Raw genomic sequence first — 17423 nt, forward strand, 5'->3', positions numbered from 1 at the left:
GGAGCTGAGGAAGAACTCCACAGTGGCGGCCGCTGCTGGACCTGCGTCCTTAGCTCCGTCGTGGATGACCTCCTCACCAACCCGGTCACGGGAACCATGGCCGCGGAATTGATCCCGTTGGCGGCGGCGCTGAAATCAATGAAGCGGGCCAACAGTGGCCTGACCTGGATCCGCCAAAAGCACGTCGCTGAGTTCCTCCGCAATCTGGCCGACGCACCAGTGATCACCCATGAAGCCTTCGACGAACTGCCAGACTCACGCACCCGCGAGTATGTGCGTGGACTGCTTGTCGAACTTGGGGTGCTCCCCCGACGCGACGAACTCCGCAGGCGCTATGACAGTTGGGCCGTAGAAGCGCTCGAACGTGTGAAGAGCCCTCAGAATCTTGATGTGATCCGCCGATACATCCGCTGGCACCACCAACGACGAATGAACCACATGGACGAAGTCACCCGCGGCACATTCCTGCGCGCCAAACAGGAAGTCACCGTCGCCATCGAGCTCCTGAACTGGCTCACAGACCACAGCATCAAACTGCCCGAACTCCAGCAATCCCACCTCGACGTATGGCAAGCCGAAGGGCCAACAACCAGGCGAATCGCCGAACGGTTCCTCAAATGGGCCATCAAAACCAAAGTGGCTGCCTCCGGGCTCACGATCGTTCCTCACCGGCGCGGCACCAGTCCAAGACTCGCCAAGGCGGGCCAGGACGAAGCACTTCAACAGGTCATCTACGAAGACGGACTCGAGACGCGTGACAGGGCCGCCGCCATCCTCATCCTCGTCTTCGGACAACAGGCAGAAAACATCGCACGGCTAACCTGGAACGACGTGACCATCACTGAAGAACTGGTCACCATCCAACTCGGGAAAATCCACATCGCACTGCTGGATCCATTGGCCCAGCCATGGCGGGAACTCGCTGCAAACCCAGGGCATAACCTGACCGCTTCACACCCAAACAGCGCCTGGGTATTCCGAGGAATCTCCCCTGGCCGACACATCAACCCCGGATACCTCACAACCCGCCTCAGCAAGTTGTTCAAAACCCGCGCAGCTCGACTCGGAACCCTCCACGAACTCACTAAGCTCGCACCCGTGGCCATCATTGCCGAGGCCTTGGGCTACTCGCCGACCACCATAGAACGTCACGCCACCGATTCGGCAGCCGCTTACGCGCAGTACGTGGCTGCAACAAAAGCAGTCAGGCAAAACCCCTGAAAACACCATCGTCTTCGGCCATGTCGGCGAACTCTTCCCAGTCCATGTTCGCGATGTTTAGGTTGTTATCGACACCCCATAGTTCACTGGCTACACATCGGAACGGTTCATGTGACAAGTCGCTCAAGTCAACTACCATCACCGGATAGTCAGGTTCGAGGGCGGGGCTATCCGCAATAAACAGCACGGCTGCTTGCTCGTCGGTTGCTAGAGCCGCACGACGGACCTGCTCCCAGTCAGCGTTTTCCCATGAAATGTCGTCAATGACTTCCACGTAGGCACGGAACCCGTCTTCGTTTTCAGTTTGGACAGCAGCAAGCGCACCGGCCCAAGCTTTGGCATCGGAAAAGGCTGTGCGGACCAAAAGTGAATTTTCTGTGCTTGGAAGTATCGGCATCACGTTATCAAACCATACGAACCAATGGCAGTCCGAGACGCGGCTCAATGTTACTAGCGCCCGGGTGCTACTCACGGCTCATGAACACCCGCGCATGCCAGTTTGAATCAGTCAAAAGCGGTGGTCAGTTCTTCCTCGCTTGGCAGGGCTGCCCTTTCGCTAGAAGGCAGTCCATCGTAGGTGTAGGTTGAGACCGCCATTGGGGAACCAGCCTGGTTCAGTGCGTAGCGGACAGTATGTTCCTTGCGGCTCCCACAGACGAGGATCCCCACAGTTGGTGCATGGGCTGCCCGTCGAAGCCTGTCCTCCACCAATGCGATGTAGAACTGTAGTTGACCAATATGGTCAGGTTTGAATTTTCCGGTTTTGAGTTCGATCACGACATAGCGCAGCTGCTCGACGTGGAAGAAGAGCAGGTCCAGATAGAAATCGTCGCCGTCCACGTCGAAGTGAATTTGCCGGCCGACGAAGGCAAACCCAGGTCCGAGCTCACGCAGTGTTTCCACCATGCGATCCATGAGTCGTTGCTCGAGATCGCGTTCGGCCACTTCTCCCGAAAGTCCCAGGAAATCAAAGTTGTAGGGATCCTTGGCGATCTGCTGTGCGAGCTCGGAATCAGGTCTGGCGAGCTGTTGGGCAAAATTCGACGGGGCTGCACCGGACCGTTCCAGCGTTTTGTTCATGATCATGTTCATGAGCACGTTGCGAGACCAGCCATACTCAACCGCTGCAGCTGCATACCAGTCGCGCTCTGTGGGGTTGAGTTTCTTGTCCAGAATCGTTCGGATATGGCCCCATGGTAAATGTCCCACAGGCTGTGGGACATTTGGGTCGAAGGTTGGCCATGCTTCAGCGAAGCTGCGCATGTAGGAAAGATTGGAACGCGATAGACCCGTCATAGCGGGAAATTCCGTGTGCAAGTCCTGGGCTAACCGGCCGATGACGCCGCTCCCCCACCCGTCTTCTTCCTGGCGAGTGAGTATGTCGCGTCCGATAGACCAGTACAAGCTAATTAGCTGGGTGTTGACGCTCCTCCGCGCCTGCGTCTGCGCGGACCGTACCCGTTCTTTGAGGGAATCCAGGAAGATGCCGTAGTCATTGGAACTGGGCTTGGAAACGGAATCGGTCATGGGCTTCATCCTATCGACCGCAAGCGTCAAGAACTGTCTTGCGTTGATTGATGCAGGCCGAATCGCAAGACAGAAAATATTTCTAGTCGTCGTCGATTTTTTCGGCGAGTAGAGTCAAAAGGTCTTCAAAGGTCCCTGTGGGAGTAGAATTTCCGACTTTTAGAAATGCCTTCAGTGACTGCCGCTGATCCTCGGGAAGTTCGTGCAGCAGAGGGATGGAGGCGGCGAGCACATCCTTGAGGAGCGGTGTTTTGGTCGTTTTGGCATTGACAACGCTGGTCCTGAAATTCAGTGCCAGTTGCCCTTCGGGAAGCGGCACAACAGCCTTGACCACCGTGCTGTTGGAAGACAGGCCCTCTGCCAGCTTGGACAGACGCTCGTCATGTCCAACACCTTCGTTGGAAGTGAATTGCACCGTAGCGCCACCATCTTTTAACGTGACTTCGGTAAGTTCGTAGTCTTCGATTCGTCTGCTCAAGGTTTCCACGTCAATACCATCGACGGATGCAACATCGCCGGCGGCTACCTTTCCTTGAACTCGTTCCTTCAGGTCGCCGACAAAGGCGGTAAAGTCGGCGCCTTCCAACGCGAGGGTTTGGCGGCGGATCGACCAAAGGAACGGCTTCCTGCCAACTGAAAAGAGGGTATCGGGTCCAGAAGCGACAGCGGCCGCCCTGCAGGGGATAACGTCCAAATTCGCATTAACCAGATTCTGAAAACTGTCCTCGTTGGATGCATTAAGGCTGAGTCGCGAAAGTTGTGTCGTCGTCAGGAATCTACCGATGCGGCGCCAAAAATCCGTATCGCTAGCTGAGACGACATCGAGAATGTACTGCAAGGAGTCATCGCCGAGGCCTTTCGAGAGGTCGGTCGGGCCAGGGAATTGATCCAAGCGTCCGTCGCTACCTTCCCAAACTGCTTGCAATACACGAGTCATTCGGGCTGCCTGAGGGTCATCGAGATACTGGTCTATGGCATCTATGGCCAAGCGGGTAGGCTCGCTCTGCGTTTCCAATGCAGCACTGAAACCATCAGATACCGTGCTTGCGACTGCCAACGCTTGGGGCTGGGCAAGGAGTCCACGACCACCACGCGCCAAGGCCTGGCCTAGCAGATTCACTCCCGCATCATTTGTTCGTTGCGTGATCAGCGTTTCTATACCATCAGCATCAGTTATGAGGGCATGGTTTTCCTGAGCGGACTGTTCCAGCTCAGGAAACCCTTCAGCATCTTCATGTGGACGGGTGAGGCCAAAGACGAAGGCATTCTCAAAATCTAGTCTTGAGATGCCGTCTCGCAGCTCAAGGAGGTTGTCCGTGAATCGGAGGTAAACGGGTCGCTCGGTGGAACTATCCCAGTTCAGAATCAAATCGGGAGCGTAAGTGTGGTTAAAGTACGAGGTGTCTCTGATGCTCACAGACCGGTCGAGGGTTTCGAGCTCCTTGATGACTGCACTTTTGACGGCATTGATAGAGTCCTGAGGGGAACGAACTCCCAAGGCGCTGACGATCGCTTGTGCGAAGCCGGCCGATCGAATTTCGGTCATCTTCGCCCCCTCTCGGTGTCAAACTTTTCGATGAGGCCGCGATGCTCGGCCGAGACAGTAAGTGTCTCCTGACGATCTGACAAAACGATGATCCAGAGTCTCTCTGCAACCGCAATGCATGCCTCCATGTCGACGGCACTTTTGGCCTCGTCACGATTTTCTATGCCCAAGGTGTACGAACAATGAGTCAGCACTGCATCTAGGACAACCTCGACAGAGCAGAGCTTCGACCATTTATTGAGACTGAAGGGATGCCACGTGATCCACATGAAATTGTCACAGAATTTGGGACTGTCCAGATAAGCGCAGTAGCACTTTGCAAGATACTCGATGTACTCCGCACCTTGATTGTTACTGGAATTCGTGTAGTTTTTTACCTCGGCGTAGAAAGCTCGCCCTTCCAGATCACCACGAAGTAAGAGCCCACCAAGATCGTAAGAGAAGGGCTGTCTTCTGCCGGCAGCCCAAGGGAAGGTGAGCTTTTCGACGGCAAACTTATCGGGGTTCACCCAGCAGGCATTTACACGAGTGGTTGACTCAAGCCACTCTTTGGCGCGACGCGCGCCTTCACGACCCTTTTCATGGGTTTCTTCCCCCGACATGGAATGACAGTAGCAAGCTTTAGCCCTCCACGAAGTCAGCTTCGATAAGTGACTGTCAGAAACGACCCTTTTTGCACTCCCGAGAAGCTTCCCGTGCTACCGTAGTGCGTAACTCGACTACGTAAACTAATAAGTCGAGTGCGTAATCAAAGTTAGTCAAAAGGATGTTCACATCGTTTTTGACGTGAATGGGGAGTGATGGAATTTGCACAGTGGGGACCATTGGTGGGCGCCATTGTCGCGGCCATCGGGGTGAGTTGGAGTGTCTATCAGGTGTCGAATCGAGCGTCGATAGCCCATCGCCGCGCTTCGGGGGCGCTGAGCTTGCTCAAGTCCTGGAATGAGACAGAACTTGGCGAGGAGGACCATGGCGATGTGCGGGCCAAGCAGAGCCTTCGTCGCGAACTGGTTGAGCATGCCTTTCGCTCCACCCAGATCTACGTTTCCTCGACCAAACCTAAGCTCACCTCCTACTGGCAGCCAATCCTTTTCCTTGTGTGTGGCGGGTTATGTATCTGGGCCTTTGACAAGAGCGGCGATCCCGGTAATCCATGGATTGTGGCTTCATTCGTAGGTGTTCTGCTTGCTATGTTCGTCTCTTTCATCGTCATGGTCCTGAGAGTTTCCCGGCACCATGAAGACGCGGACGCCCTTAAGAGTTCGCGCAAGAGAAGGGCTGTTTACGTCAAGGCAAAGGCAAAACAGAGTCTGCGGGAGAAGCGGAACAAAGCTGTGGTCAACGTAGGCAGCGAGCATGGGCAAACCGGGGAGGAAGGCTGATATGCCAACGTTGATCGGCTATGCCAGGGTGAGTACAACGGAGCAGAACGTCGATCTGCAGCACGATGCGCTCAACGCCGCAGGAGTTTATCGAATTTGGACGGACTACGCCTCAGGCGCCACGGCGAACCGTCCGCAGTGGCAGGACTGCCTAGACCACCTCCAACCAGGCAACGTACTGGTCGTGAATGACTTGTCCCGGCTCGGGCGAAACACCGCCGACCTAGCAGCCATAGTGAAGACTCTTGCCGAGCGGAATGTAGGGCTCCAGTCCTTGACGGAGACGTGGCTGGACACCACGAACTCCCAGGGGTTGTTGATGTTCCATTTCTTCTCCGCCATTGCCGAGTACGAGCGTAACAGGCTCCGCGAACGGACCATGGACGGATTGAAGGCTGCCAAGGCCCGAGGAAGGGTTGGTGGGAGGCCAACGAAGATGACAGCTGATAAATCTGCCACGGCTCAGGAAATGCGCGCCAAGGGACGAACTATCAAGGACATCGCGAAAACTATCGATGTCAGCGAAGCCACCGTCGTGCGGCACCTATCCGGGGCGCGGAAGGACCAACGACCCTCTACAGGGTAGTCCGGTGTCCAGCTGTTAAAAATTTGAGCTTCCAGTTAACGTTGGAGAAATGTCCAACGATTGGAAGAACTGACCGTGGTACGTAAAAAGACGAAGTACGACATTGACGGCCAGATGAGTTTGGATTCATTGTGGTCAGAGCCTGAGGAGATACGAAATGAACATGCACGGGCGACACGCCATGGAAATGATGCGGAATCACGACCGGAGGTCGTTCAGCGAGATCGAGGATCCCGAGACGTACTTTTCGAACTTGGGGATACAGATCCAGGAACAGATCGAGATCGAGATGGACAGCCTCATCCAGCACGACACCCAGGGACGATCAACGCTGGAAATCATCGGGGAGCGGAATATGGCCAGGGTCAGCGCACGGGGAATGGTGTACCAGGAGATGATCTACAGATTCCTGCCAATGGACGAGGACTTGGACGAGATGGAGGACTCGACTCCTCTGCCGGAGGAGCGCTTCAGCTAAGCACCCCCGCGGCCGCAGCGGCTGCGGGGCAGTCCTTCCGGCCCCTGTCCCAGGATGATCTGGCGCCGTCCGGGCAGAAGGCCCGTTTTGCTGCGAATTATGAGGCCATTCGGATTGTTCGTGTGCTCGAGGCGGAGCAGCGCCCAGCCACGCCGGAGGAGCAGCGCGCTTTGGGGCAGTGGTCGAGCTGGGGAGCGGTTCCGCAGCTCTTTGACAAGGATGATTGGGCCCAGGAACGTGCCACGCTGCGCGAGGCATTGAGTGAGCAAGAGTTCGACGCCGCTTCACGGACGACGATCAACGCCCACTACACGGACGCTGGCATTGTGAAGGCAATGTGGTCCACTGTTGAGGATCTGGGGTTCACCGGGGGAGAGGTCCTGGAGCCGGGGTCAGGATCGGGAACGTTCATTGGCATGGCACCCGCAGGGGCACGGATGACCGGTGTGGAGCTGGACCCGCTCACGGCCAGCATCGCCCAGGCTCTGTACCCGCAGGCGCGGATCCGCACTGAATCCTTTGCGGATACGCAGTTGCAGAGAAATTCCTTTGACCTGGCCGTGGGCAATGTCCCCTTCGGGAAGACCGCCCTGTATGACAAGGCTTTCAACCAGGGTCAGCACTCGATGCACAACCACTTCATCATCAAGTCCTTGGAGGCGGTCAAGCCTGGCGGATACGTCGCGGTGCTGTCCTCCAGTTTCACTCTGGATGCTGCCAATCCTGCTGCGCGGCGGGAAATGTCCGCCATGGCCGACCTGGTGGGCGCCGTGCGCCTGCCTACGGCCGCCCACCGCCGTGCCGCCGGCACTGACGCCCTGACCGACGTGCTGTTCTTCCGTAAGCGCGAGGCGGGACGGGAGTCGGCCAACACCGACTGGGAAACCGTGGGCCCAGTCATCCTTGATGGCAAGAACATCAAGATCAACAACTACTTTGACACCCACCCTCAGAATGTCCTTGGCACGATCACTGTCGGCACCGGCATGTACGGGGCTGAAACAGTCACTGTCAAAGCCGACGGCGAGCTGGCGGCCGTGCCGGCCCTGTTGGGTGAGCGGCTGCGCCACATCACCACCGAGGCTTTGGCCGAAGACCGGGGCTACAGCCCCGCCCAGGCGATAGCCGGCAAGGAGCCGGCCGCCCTGCTGGAAGCCAGTCAGGCAGCTTGGGATGGAACGATCACCGCGGAACGCAATGGTTCATTCACTGTGTTGGAACACGGACAACCCGCCCCACTCGACATACCCAAAGCCCACGCGGCCGAGATGCGCGCCCTGCTGGGGTTGCGCGACGGTGCCCGAGCCTTGATGGAGATGGAGGCAGCAGACCGGGATGACACCCCGGAAATGGACGCCAAGCGAACCACCCTGCTGGAGGACTACACCCGCTACGCGGAGAATTTCGGACCAATCAACAGGTTCACCACGAGGCAACGCCTGGACAAAGAGACCGGCGAGACCATCGTTAGCCGAATTTCCCCGCCTGCAGTCAGAAAGCTCCAAGCACTCGATCCTTTCGGGAACCTGCCCAGCGCCCTTGAAGACTTCAACGCCGAAACGAAAACAGCCTCACCTGGTGGGTTGTTGCAGCATCGCCAGGTGCAGGTGCGCAAGCCGGTCATGGGTGCTGACACCATTGATGAGGCCTTGGCCATCTGCCTGGACACCCACGGTGTCCCGGAACTGGAAGTCATTGCTGACCTGGTGGGCAGCACAGCGGAGGAAGCCAGGGCACAGTTGGGCGAGCTCGTCTTCGACGACCCCGCAACCGCTGCCCTGGTCACGGCCCCGGAATACCTTTCAGGCAACGTCCGGGTGAAGCTGGATACGGCCCGCGCAGCTGCACAGGAAGATCCGCGCTGGAACGCGAACGTGGCGGCCCTGGAAAAGGTCCAACCCACCCCCGTGGGCATGGAAGACGTTGAAGCCCGCCTGGGAGCAGTATGGATTAGCGTCGAGGACCACCAAAAGTTCGTCCGGGAGACGCTGAATGACCCGCGAGCTTCGGTCAGCAGCGTCGGTGCCGGCATCTGGCGCGTCAAGGCTGAGCGTGGCAGCGTCAAGGCCACCAGCTGGTGGGGAACCCATCGCCGACCTGCCCCTGACCTGCTGCAGAGCATCCTGGAGCAAAAGAGCATCCAGGTGGAAGACACCGACTCCGAGGGCAAGAAGGTTGCCAACCTTGAAGAAACGGAGGCTGCCCAGGAATCGGCCAACGCGCTGCAGGAGCGCTTTGCCGAATGGGTATGGGAGGAACCGGAACGGGCCACCCGGTTGATTGATGAATACAACCGCCGCTTCAACTCCATCGCCCTGCGCGACTACACCCAGGAAGGCCACCGCCTGACCCTGCCCGGGCTGGCCGCTTCCTTCACACCGCATGAGCACCAACGCACCGCGGTTGCCCGCATCATCTCCGAACCGGCTGTGGGCCTGTTCCATGAAGTCGGTGCAGGAAAGACCGCAGAGATGGTCATGGGTGCGATGGAACTCAAACGCCTGGGCATGGCCACCAAGCCCATGGTCGTGGTCCCCAACCACATGCTGGAGCAATTCACCCGGGAATGGCTGGAGCTCTACCCGCAAGCCCGCCTGCTCTCTGCCGGCAGTGATGACATCAAGACCGCCAAGACCGACAGCAGCGCCCGCCGGCAGTTCGTAGCCCGCGTTGCAGCCAACGACTGGGATGGGGTCATCATCACCCAGACCGCGTTCAAGAGCATCGGGGTCAAGGCAGAAACCATCGAGGCGTACCAGCACACACTCATCAGTGACGTGCGGGAAACCATCACCAATGCCATGGACAACGGCGAAGACCGGACCACGGTGAAGAAACTGGAGACCAAGCTCCAGGGTGAAGAAGAACGCATGAAGAAACTCATGGACACAGCCCCGGATCCGGGGCTGACGTTCGAGGACACAGGCGTTGACTACCTGTTCGTGGATGAGGCGCACGACTACAAGAACCTGCGCACCGTCACCAACATCAAGGGCGCCGAAATCAACGGCTCCTCCCGCGCCACCGACATGCACCTGAAACTGGAATACCTCCGTGACACCCACGGGGACCGTGTGGCCACCATGGCCACAGGAACCCCGATCGCGAACTCCTTGACCGAAGCGCACGTCATGCAGCGCTACCTGCGCCCGGACCTGTTGCGCGATGCCGGGGTGGAGAACTTCGACATTTGGGGTGCGACCTTCGGGGAAACCGTCACGGCCATTGAAATGGACGCCGGCGGCCGGCTGAAGAACAAATCCCGCTTCGCCAAGTTCAAGAACGTGCCAGAAATGCTGCGCACCTTCCACGTCTTCGCTGACGTGAAGCTCTCCGAAGACCTGAACCTGGCCACACCAGATTTGGTGAAGCGCCCCAGCGACGGGGAACGACAGCCCGAGCTGGTGTTGATCCCGCAGCCGCCGGAACTGGCCGACTACATGAAGGGCCTGGCCGAGCGGCTGGACAACCTCAAGGGATGGGCCCAGAAGGGAGCCGACAACGCCCTGACCGTTTACAACGACGGCCGCAAAGCAGCCCTGGACTTGCGCATGGTGGGCATCGAGCCGCAGTCCGCGACGAAGATTGACCACGTGGTGGCCAACACCTTGAAGGTCTGGGAAGCCAACCGGGACAACCAGTACGAGACAGCGTTCAAATCCGGGGTCCTGTCCGCCCAGCGAGGCGCTTTGCAGATCATCTTCTGCGACATGTCCACCCCGTCCAAGAACAAAGGCCCAGACGGTGAACCAGTCTGGACGGCCTACCAGCAGATCAAGGATCAGCTGGTAGCCGGCGGCATCCAAGCAGACCAGGTGAAGTTCGTCCACGACTTCCCCAAGGCCGAGCAGAAGGCAGCACTCTTTGAGCAGTGCCGCAGCGGAGAGGTTGCGGTGCTCTTGGGATCCACGTCCATGATGGGCACCGGCACCAACGTGCAGCTGCGCGCCATGGCCATCCACCACGTCACCTGCCCCTGGCGGCCGGCCGACCTGACTCAGCGGGATGGGCGGATCATTCGCCAGGGCAACGCCAACGCCGAGGTCTACAACTTCCAGTACGCCACCGTGGGCAGCTACGACAGTGCGGCCTGGGACGGGATCCAGCGCAAGGCCACCATGATCAACCAGGTACTGCGTGGACGCCTGGACGTCCGCGAGCTCGAAGACGTGGGAGACCTGGCACTGAACGCCGCCCAGATCAAGGCCGCCACCAGTGGAAACCCGTTGGTGATGGAGAAGATCGAAGCCGACGCCGCCAGGACCAAGCTGGAACGCCTCAAACGTGCCTTTGAGAAGAACCAAAGCTCCCTGAACTGGTCCAAAGCCTCAGCCCTTTCAACCATCGAGGCGGCAGAGAAGAAACTGCCAGCAGTGCTGGCGGCGGTGCCCACCGTCCAGGCCACGCAAGGCGATGCCTTCGCGATGAGATTTGAGAACAGAACCGTGGACACCCGGGCCGACGCCGTAGCCGGCATCTACGACTGGGTGAAAACCAACACCCCCGACTTCGGGAACTTCGCCCACCGTCAGCACGACTACGGGACTATGGCGGTCCTGGGAGGGCAGGAGCTCGTGGTGTCCAACGCGGCCAACCAATCCCGCCTCGGCTCCTACCAAGACCTCCTGATCCAGGTGAAAGGCCTTCCCGACACGGCAACAGTCTTCAGCCGGAAAGAGATCCTGGAAGCTGGAACCGGCATGGTCACCAAGCTGGAGAACCGTGTCGCCGGCATCCCGGAGAATGCAGCCAAGCTGCAGCGCACCATCGCTGACAAGCAGCTCGTGACCGTTGAGATCGACGCTCAACTCGGCAAACCCTTCAAATACGAGGACAAACTGGCCGACGCCCGCGAAAAAAGCAAGGACCTGGACGCCAAACTCAATGCATCGCTTGAGCCTAAACCCGCAGCACAGAAAGAAAATGTTGCCGGGGATACCCAGGTAGGGCTAACTCTAAAAACTTGGTCCCAAGGGTTCAACGTAGACGCCGAACAGCCCAGCTCGAAGGGGGGAGTAGTGAAGAATCCGCAGACCTCAGAACAACAAGCAAGAAAGCAGCGGCTACAGCGCCAACTCGCTCAACGCCTCGCAGACAAGCGCCCCCAAGAAAGAGACCATGACCTGGGCTAAAGAACGAAGGAACGGAACTCCATAAGCGAACGCGACCAAGGCTCACCCTGACCCCACGAGAGGCCCAATGTCAGAGCGCCCTTGTAGTGTCATATCTGAAGTGGCCAACCAGTCTCAATGGGTTGGTCACTTCGCAATTTAACCAACAAGTCAGTCCCAGCTGATCTACATTCCAACAGACTGTGAACCAAAGGCGATCGCATAGTAGACCGAAGAAACCAGAGCGTACGTAGCAACGATGTAGCCAACTGACATAGATGCTATTGCGATCCACCAACCACGTTCGCCTCTCACCTTGATCTGCTGGATTGCGAGGTGTGCCAGGCCTACGCTAAAAACCACGATGATACTGATACCAAAAAGAACTAGACAGACGAGGGCCACTACTGTCATGGTTAGTGCCGCGATAGCAAGCTTGTTTACCGGCTTCACGGTGGTCGGGTTCTGAATCTCTTGCATTGGTATTCCATTCTCCTAGATTGCTCTCCACCAAAGCTCGGTTATTCGTCATCCAGATGAGCCCAGATCCTCATTGCCCACCCGAAGGTGTGAGTCAGAAAATTGGTGGAGTGCTCAGCCTACAAGGCTTAGAACCACACGGGAAAAGAAACTCGCGGTAGCACCAACCATTCGGAACAAATCTCAGGGCTCTTTGGGAATCATGGATTCGATCCCATTCTCCACTGATGATAAGCAATGCTCCTTTATCGGTGTCATTTCACTGGAAAGTCTAGATTTGAAAATAATAAAATCTTGCTCGATTGATTTTTGCAAACTAGGTACATTTGCGATGATTTGATCCAATATTTTGAGCAGTCCAGGGTAAAGAACTTCCGTCTCTTTACGATCATAAGCGGCACGAGGATCACTTGAAAGTGTCTCAGCTATGACACTGGAGGCCCATCCGACACAAAAATCTGCTGAAGCACCAGGTGGTTTAATGGTGCCGTTTTGTTCCACAAACGACAGTGCATCAATTCTCGACAGAACACTGGTTTTTGAGTCTAGCTGCTGAAGGTTCTTAATAATTGATTCAGACGCGATGGCCAGCCAGTTCTCCCCGAGCAAGACCAGTTGACCGGGTTGGCCCAACCCTAAAGCGGAATCTAGATTTTGGATCATGGCTGGACCGGATGTAAACACCCTCACATTCACATTTGCATCATTTGCCATCAGACATGTCAGGCCACGCATGTATGCAAATGAATATATGTCATCGTAAAAATGAATTGATTGTTGACAGGTAAGCAACTCTTCAATTTGGTCAAACTGAGTTTCAACCTGATCTCTGGTCATGTCAACGTTATGCGGTCTTGAATGTATTTGGTCGGATTCAAGGTTCCCTCCCGCGCACGCGGATGTTAAAAGAATAGTAGATATTATTGCGACGAGGAATATTAAAAAACGGAAGCCTGGGCGATGAAAATCAAGGCCCAGGCTTCCGCCGTCACGCTCTTTCAAAATCAGACCCACTTGAAGGCAACGCCCCATACTGGAGCAACGCCTGCCTCAAACTTGATAGCCGGGTGGGCCAATACATTCCTCCAGTTCGCTGTCACGGCCCCGCTGGGTCCACAGCCACCAATGATCCACTGTTCTGTGGTGGTTGTGTAGCCCTTTCCTTGGACGCAGATTGAACCCTTTGCGTTCAAATCCTTTGCCCAGGAATAGGTCTTCTGGCCAAGGGATGACCCAATGAGTGCACAGCCAGTATCAGTCCTTGTGCTCTGTGTCCCTAGTGTGGCGACCTGGTTCTTCCAGCTGTTACATGTATCCGCCAATAGGGAAACATCGTCGGCTGCTGCGACGGCCAATTCACCTGAGCTCACGCCCGTTGCCAAGTCCTGTGCCGTAGAAAGGCTGACTGCTTCTTCGCCGAAGTTTTCATCGATGAACTTACTCTGTTCCGGAGTGAGGACCTGAAAGTCGGTTCCTTCCACGAGCTCCAAGATTGAAGAAGCTCCGATTGAATCACTGTCGCCAGTTGTTCCAGCAGAAGCTGCAGCAACTGGGCCGAATGTAAAAAGCAGGGTGGCCGCTGAAACTATAGCAAAAAGCTTATTAATTTTCACAAAATCCCCCAATATTGGTATTAATCTATTTTATGTAAAATTTCTCAGATGTATTTTGAATCGACATACTTATTAGGAAAATATTATCTGAATGCAAGTTACACTACATTCACAGAGCGAATAACTGATCAATTTTCGATTTTGAGACCAAAATTTTATAGATCACCGAAAAAATAAATATAGTTCACAATTTATCATGGCGCTGGTAGATACTCACTGACCTTTCGGACAGTCTTGAAATTTCTTGTGCTCTCCGACTTGTGCATCGAGCCCTTGAGGCGGCGCCGAACGGTACTAACACGTCGACAAAGCTGGAGAACCGTGTTGCTGCCATCCCGGAGATGGCAGCAACACTGCAGGGGACCATCGCTGACAAGCGGCTCGTGACGGTTGAGATTGACGCCCAGCTCGGCCGAGAGCAGTAATGGCCACAGGCTAGGGAACCGGGGTTAACTGTCCCGCTGCCTGGTAGCTATCGGCGGGCCTGACCAATGAGACTTTGAATGTAAGCCACACGATTGAAAACATCAGCACGCTGAAGAGCGTTACCCACCGGCACCTGTTCGGTGTACGAGTGCGGTCCAGCCTGAATGTGCACGGCCACGTATCCTCGTGTGCGTGTTTCCTTGGCCAGGAGAAAAAGCAGGCTCAGGAAGAAGAACCAGATAAAGAGAATCACCATGACAATGGCCCACCCAGGGGTATGAGTTGTGGTTGAAGTCTGGTCAACAGTGGTCACATTCACCTCTGCCAGGGGCCAGGAGCCGGCAGGAGTAATGATCTGCTTTTCAGTCACGTGCACGTTGCCAATATTGATCAATGGCTGAGCAAAGCTGTCAGGAAAGTTGGGCACGAGAGTCATACTTGCCGACTCTAGCAGCGGCCACAGACACTCAAGTCCAACGTATGGGCTAAATTCTCTGGGTGCACTGAGTGGATAGCCGGCTAAAGGCAAAAGCGGTCCGATGACGACACCTGTAGGGGAGCGGGGGGGCGTTGACCAGGCACAGGAACCTTGAGGGAGGCATGAGTTTTCAAGCGCCTGGGGGGAATCCCAGCGAGGTGCTATCCGTTCTTGCACCACCCCCACCTAGCATCGCGCACGTCAGAAACGACACCCAAAACAGTTCAGAAAATTTCTCTAGTTCCTCGTATTTATTGGTCAAAACCCTTGCGCATTCATATGAATGACCGATAGAATAGAGGTATAGCAACAGCCGAACATAACCAGTGAATATACGCAACGCAGGAGCTGATTCCCATGACGATCACCATCTACTCAAAGCCTTACAAGTCCGGTTGCTTTCAGTGCGACAAGACGAAGGACTTGCTGGACACCGCAGGGATCACCTACACGTTCGTTGACATCACGAGCAACGACGCAGCGCTGGAGTACATTTCAGAAGACCTCGGTTACGCACAGGCCCCCGTGGTGCTGGTAGAAATTGATGGCAGCATCGATCACTGGTCAGGGCTGAACCCACCCAAGATTCAACAGGCCATTGCCCTTGAACTGGCAGGGTAGGGGAGTGGACACCATGACAACCCGCCTTGAAGACGTTGACTACTACCTCCCCCTCTATGACGAGGACGGCGACATGGATCATGAAGCCTTCTACCACCGGAACATTCTCGCCCTGGGCCGCGACTTCGGACTTCCCGGTGTGAGCGACTGGTCAGCACACGAAGTCATGACCACCTTCCCCGCGGTGGAGCACCTCACCCAAGCTACTCCCGAAGTTCAGGCCGCACTGATTGCCCTGGGTAAGGCCATCGACCAGTTGAACCCCGAGGAACCAGCCACGTCAGAAATGATCGACGTGGCCACCACCACCGTTCACGCACTACTCACCACCAAGTAAAAGGAGCAAGACCATGGCAGGCGAAACCACCATCACAGTCATTGGCAATCTCACCAGCGACCCCGAACTACGATTCACCCCGAGTGGATCCGCGGTAGCAAACTTCACCATTGCCTCCACTCCCAGGACTTTTGATCGAGAGTCCAACGAATGGAAAGACGGCGAAACGCTCTTCCTCCGTGCCTCCATCTGGCGTGAAGCGGCCGAGAACGTTGCCGAGTCCCTGACCAAGGGCACCCGCGTTATCGTCTCTGGCCGGTTGAAGTCACGGACATATGACACCAAGGAAGGCGAAAAGCGTACCGTCATGGAGCTTGAAGTCGATGAAATCGGCCCCTCCCTGCGCTACGCCAACGCCAAGGTCAACCGCACCCAACGCTCCAACAACCAGGGAACCCCGGCCGCTGCAGCTGCGCCGACAGCCGCGCAGGGATACCAGGGCTTCCAAGCCTCCGGACCCGGCAATTTCGCCGCATCATCACCGGCCACCACCAACGACCCCTGGGCAATCCCCCCGGAGCCGAATAATGGCGGGTGGGGGAGCGGCCCGGATCAGTCTGAGCCGCCGTTCTAAACCCCTGCGCAATGTCAGAGTCACATGCTATGTCTAAGGGAAAGAAGGAGCTCACCATGAGTGATGAAACACCCGTCGTCCCGGAGTACGAATTGGCCTCGACTAAGCCCGACCTGATCGCCCAGGCGATTGCCGCATTGACCGCCGTGGCGCGTACGACACGCGTCATTGGCCAAGGAACACCGAACGAGCACAACGAGCCAGTGGATTTTGCAGAGATCGCCTGCCAGGTCATCACGAGCGTGGCCGCGAATGTTGGCAGCGTTGAGACGCTATTGGCCGGCCGTTCCGGATCGTGGGAAGCCGACTACGTCCGCCGGATAGTCCAGAGCACCGCCGGGGAAGACGACACTGAGCTGATGCGCTACCGCACCGAACCTATATGGCTTCAATTTGACGTCCTAGACCGGTTCCACGACTTCGGGTTGGAAGCGCTCTACGATGAGGCCGTCGAGGAGCTGTACCGCCGCGAGACGGTGGCAGAAGAGGCCCTATTTGAGTCCGTTGCAACGCCTGAAGAGAAAGAGCGCCTGGCCGTTTGCCTGCAGGCTTTGACAAATTCAGGGCTTTTCGTCGAATTGGACCCCACAGCCCAGAAACTCGTGGAGGAGCGAACCCAAGAGGTCAGCAGCATCAATGAGGCGGTTTACCAGCGCGGCCAACGCACGGGAAACCCGTTGAGAGAAGCCGTAAACAAGGCCGCAACTGCCCTCGAAAATCTCGAAGATCTATGGGAACGGGATCAAGGCGCATACCGCGAGTCGTACACCGCCTCGGCACGTGAGGTACTTATTCACCGCGGACTCACACTCGATGTCGAGCCTCTTGGAACAGACGACGAGGAAGTCGAATGGGACCCGTTCACCGACGCTCTGCACGAGTACGCTCGCAAATCCGCTCCACTGCCAATGACCGGTGAAGCCCCAGACTGGACCGACGGCACACCAGCCGACGCCCTCCGCCGGGCCGGCCTGACCTATATCGCCCGCGTCCAGGGGACAGTGTGATGGAGTGGAGGACCGGGGGCTTGTGCTCACTTACAC

Annotated in this window: 18 protein-coding genes; 10 read left to right on the top strand and 8 right to left on the bottom strand. The window is 56.7% G+C overall.

The annotated features are described in order from the left end of the window. Nucleotides 1–1221: site-specific integrase (locus CVS27_RS16750; protein ID WP_207767557.1), on the top strand; the 1221-nt coding region annotated here is incomplete at its 5' end. On the opposite strand, the gene CVS27_RS16755 is transcribed toward CVS27_RS16750, so the two are convergent. The 4 genes from CVS27_RS16755 to CVS27_RS16770 form a co-directional block, all read right to left on the bottom strand. Next, nucleotides 1205–1585, bottom strand: coding sequence for a DUF6924 domain-containing protein (locus CVS27_RS16755; protein ID WP_243400250.1), 381 nt, complete (start codon nt 1583–1585; stop codon nt 1205–1207). The two genes, CVS27_RS16750 and CVS27_RS16755, sit on opposite strands and share 17 nt — an antisense overlap. A gap of 140 nt (nt 1586–1725) precedes the next feature. Next, nucleotides 1726–2748, bottom strand: a complete 1023-nt coding sequence (locus tag CVS27_RS16760; RefSeq protein ID WP_103466999.1) for a PDDEXK nuclease domain-containing protein — start codon at nt 2746–2748, stop codon at nt 1726–1728. Nucleotides 2749–2830: 82 nt separating this feature from the next. Next, a complete protein-coding gene (locus CVS27_RS16765) occupies nt 2831–4294 on the bottom strand; it encodes a hypothetical protein (protein WP_103467000.1) in 1464 nt (487 codons plus the stop codon). Continuing rightward, nucleotides 4291–4896: a hypothetical protein gene (locus CVS27_RS16770; RefSeq protein ID WP_103467001.1), complete on the bottom strand. Its 606-nt coding sequence runs from the start codon at nt 4894–4896 to the stop codon at nt 4291–4293. The genes CVS27_RS16765 and CVS27_RS16770 overlap by 4 nt, the downstream gene beginning before the upstream one ends. Nucleotides 4897–5094: 198 nt before the next feature. Here CVS27_RS16770 and CVS27_RS16775 point away from each other — a divergent pair, with 198 nt between their 5' ends. From CVS27_RS16775 to CVS27_RS16790, 4 genes are all read left to right on the top strand, one after another. Beyond that, on the top strand, nt 5095–5676 hold the full coding sequence (locus tag CVS27_RS16775) for a hypothetical protein (RefSeq protein ID WP_103467002.1): 582 nt from the start codon (nt 5095–5097) through the stop codon (nt 5674–5676). Nucleotide 5677: 1 nt separating this feature from the next. Beyond that, complete coding sequence (locus CVS27_RS16780; protein ID WP_103467003.1) at nt 5678–6262, top strand: recombinase family protein; 585 nt, start codon at nt 5678–5680, stop codon at nt 6260–6262. 157 nt (nt 6263–6419) lie between these two features. Continuing rightward, entirely contained in the window at nt 6420–6740 is a 321-nt protein-coding gene (locus CVS27_RS20885; RefSeq protein WP_103467004.1) for a hypothetical protein, read from the top strand. A 122-nt stretch (nt 6741–6862) separates the two neighbouring features. Further along, nucleotides 6863–11872 carry a helicase-like domain-containing protein gene (locus CVS27_RS16790; RefSeq protein ID WP_103467005.1) on the top strand — a complete coding sequence of 1670 codons (5010 nt, stop codon included), beginning with the start codon at nt 6863–6865 and terminating at the stop codon, nt 11870–11872. Between the two features lie 165 nt (nt 11873–12037). Here CVS27_RS16790 and CVS27_RS16795 read toward each other — a convergent pair whose 3' ends face one another. The 3 genes from CVS27_RS16795 to CVS27_RS16805 all read right to left on the bottom strand — a co-directional run bounded on the left by CVS27_RS16795 (nt 12038) and on the right by CVS27_RS16805 (nt 13944). Then, on the bottom strand, nt 12038–12331 hold the full coding sequence (locus CVS27_RS16795; RefSeq protein WP_103467006.1) for a hypothetical protein: 294 nt from the start codon (nt 12329–12331) through the stop codon (nt 12038–12040). Between the two features lie 183 nt (nt 12332–12514). Beyond that, on the bottom strand, nt 12515–13168 hold the full coding sequence (locus CVS27_RS16800) for a hypothetical protein (RefSeq protein WP_133162964.1): 654 nt from the start codon (nt 13166–13168) through the stop codon (nt 12515–12517). A 167-nt stretch (nt 13169–13335) separates the two neighbouring features. After that, complete coding sequence (locus CVS27_RS16805) at nt 13336–13944, bottom strand: hypothetical protein (protein ID WP_133162965.1); 609 nt, start codon at nt 13942–13944, stop codon at nt 13336–13338. A 260-nt stretch (nt 13945–14204) separates the two neighbouring features. Here CVS27_RS16805 and CVS27_RS20890 point away from each other — a divergent pair, with 260 nt between their 5' ends. Further along, nucleotides 14205–14369, top strand: a complete 165-nt coding sequence (locus CVS27_RS20890) for a hypothetical protein (RefSeq protein ID WP_165788333.1) — start codon at nt 14205–14207, stop codon at nt 14367–14369. A 47-nt stretch (nt 14370–14416) separates the two neighbouring features. On the opposite strand, the gene CVS27_RS16810 is transcribed toward CVS27_RS20890, so the two are convergent. Then, entirely contained in the window at nt 14417–14806 is a 390-nt protein-coding gene (locus CVS27_RS16810) for a hypothetical protein (RefSeq protein ID WP_103467009.1), read from the bottom strand. Nucleotides 14807–15205: 399 nt separating this feature from the next. Here CVS27_RS16810 and CVS27_RS16815 point away from each other — a divergent pair, with 399 nt between their 5' ends. Genes CVS27_RS16815 through CVS27_RS21070 form a run of 4 tightly spaced genes read left to right on the top strand, consistent with a single transcriptional unit; the run spans nt 15206 to nt 17387 of the window. After that, nucleotides 15206–15469, top strand: coding sequence for a glutaredoxin family protein (locus CVS27_RS16815; protein WP_103467010.1), 264 nt, complete (start codon nt 15206–15208; stop codon nt 15467–15469). A 13-nt stretch (nt 15470–15482) separates the two neighbouring features. Then, nucleotides 15483–15806 (top strand): hypothetical protein, encoded by a 324-nt coding sequence (locus CVS27_RS16820; protein WP_133162966.1) that lies wholly within the window; start codon nt 15483–15485, stop codon nt 15804–15806. A 13-nt stretch (nt 15807–15819) separates the two neighbouring features. Continuing rightward, complete coding sequence (locus tag CVS27_RS16825) at nt 15820–16380, top strand: single-stranded DNA-binding protein (protein ID WP_103467012.1); 561 nt, start codon at nt 15820–15822, stop codon at nt 16378–16380. 56 nt (nt 16381–16436) lie between these two features. Then, a complete protein-coding gene (locus CVS27_RS21070; RefSeq protein WP_207767558.1) occupies nt 16437–17387 on the top strand; it encodes a hypothetical protein in 951 nt (316 codons plus the stop codon). The last annotated feature ends 36 nt before the right edge of the window (nt 17388–17423 follow it).

It is taken from the genome of Arthrobacter glacialis (genome assembly GCF_002909445.1).
GTDB lineage: Bacteria > Actinomycetota > Actinomycetes > Actinomycetales > Micrococcaceae > Specibacter > Specibacter glacialis.

What these genes read in the sequence shown, in the direction of transcription:
- CVS27_RS16780 (WP_103467003.1), top strand. Translation starts at nt 5,678, where the DNA reads ATGCCAACGTTGATCGGCTATGCCAGGGTGAGTACAACGGAGCAGAAC.
- CVS27_RS21070 (WP_207767558.1), top strand. Translation starts at nt 16,437, where the DNA reads ATGAGTGATGAAACACCCGTCGTCCCGGAGTACGAATTGGCCTCGACT.
- CVS27_RS16765 (WP_103467000.1), bottom strand. Translation starts at nt 4,294, where the DNA reads ATGACCGAAATTCGATCGGCCGGCTTCGCACAAGCGATCGTCAGCGCC.
- CVS27_RS16825 (WP_103467012.1), top strand. Translation starts at nt 15,820, where the DNA reads ATGGCAGGCGAAACCACCATCACAGTCATTGGCAATCTCACCAGCGAC.
- CVS27_RS16810 (WP_103467009.1), bottom strand. Translation starts at nt 14,806, where the DNA reads ATGACTCTCGTGCCCAACTTTCCTGACAGCTTTGCTCAGCCATTGATC.
- CVS27_RS16775 (WP_103467002.1), top strand. Translation starts at nt 5,095, where the DNA reads ATGGAATTTGCACAGTGGGGACCATTGGTGGGCGCCATTGTCGCGGCC.
- CVS27_RS16800 (WP_133162964.1), bottom strand. Translation starts at nt 13,168, where the DNA reads ATGACCAGAGATCAGGTTGAAACTCAGTTTGACCAAATTGAAGAGTTG.
- CVS27_RS16760 (WP_103466999.1), bottom strand. Translation starts at nt 2,748, where the DNA reads ATGACCGATTCCGTTTCCAAGCCCAGTTCCAATGACTACGGCATCTTC.
- CVS27_RS16795 (WP_103467006.1), bottom strand. Translation starts at nt 12,331, where the DNA reads ATGCAAGAGATTCAGAACCCGACCACCGTGAAGCCGGTAAACAAGCTT.
- CVS27_RS16820 (WP_133162966.1), top strand. Translation starts at nt 15,483, where the DNA reads ATGACAACCCGCCTTGAAGACGTTGACTACTACCTCCCCCTCTATGAC.
- CVS27_RS16770 (WP_103467001.1), bottom strand. Translation starts at nt 4,896, where the DNA reads ATGTCGGGGGAAGAAACCCATGAAAAGGGTCGTGAAGGCGCGCGTCGC.
- CVS27_RS20885 (WP_103467004.1), top strand. Translation starts at nt 6,420, where the DNA reads ATGAACATGCACGGGCGACACGCCATGGAAATGATGCGGAATCACGAC.
- CVS27_RS16815 (WP_103467010.1), top strand. Translation starts at nt 15,206, where the DNA reads ATGACGATCACCATCTACTCAAAGCCTTACAAGTCCGGTTGCTTTCAG.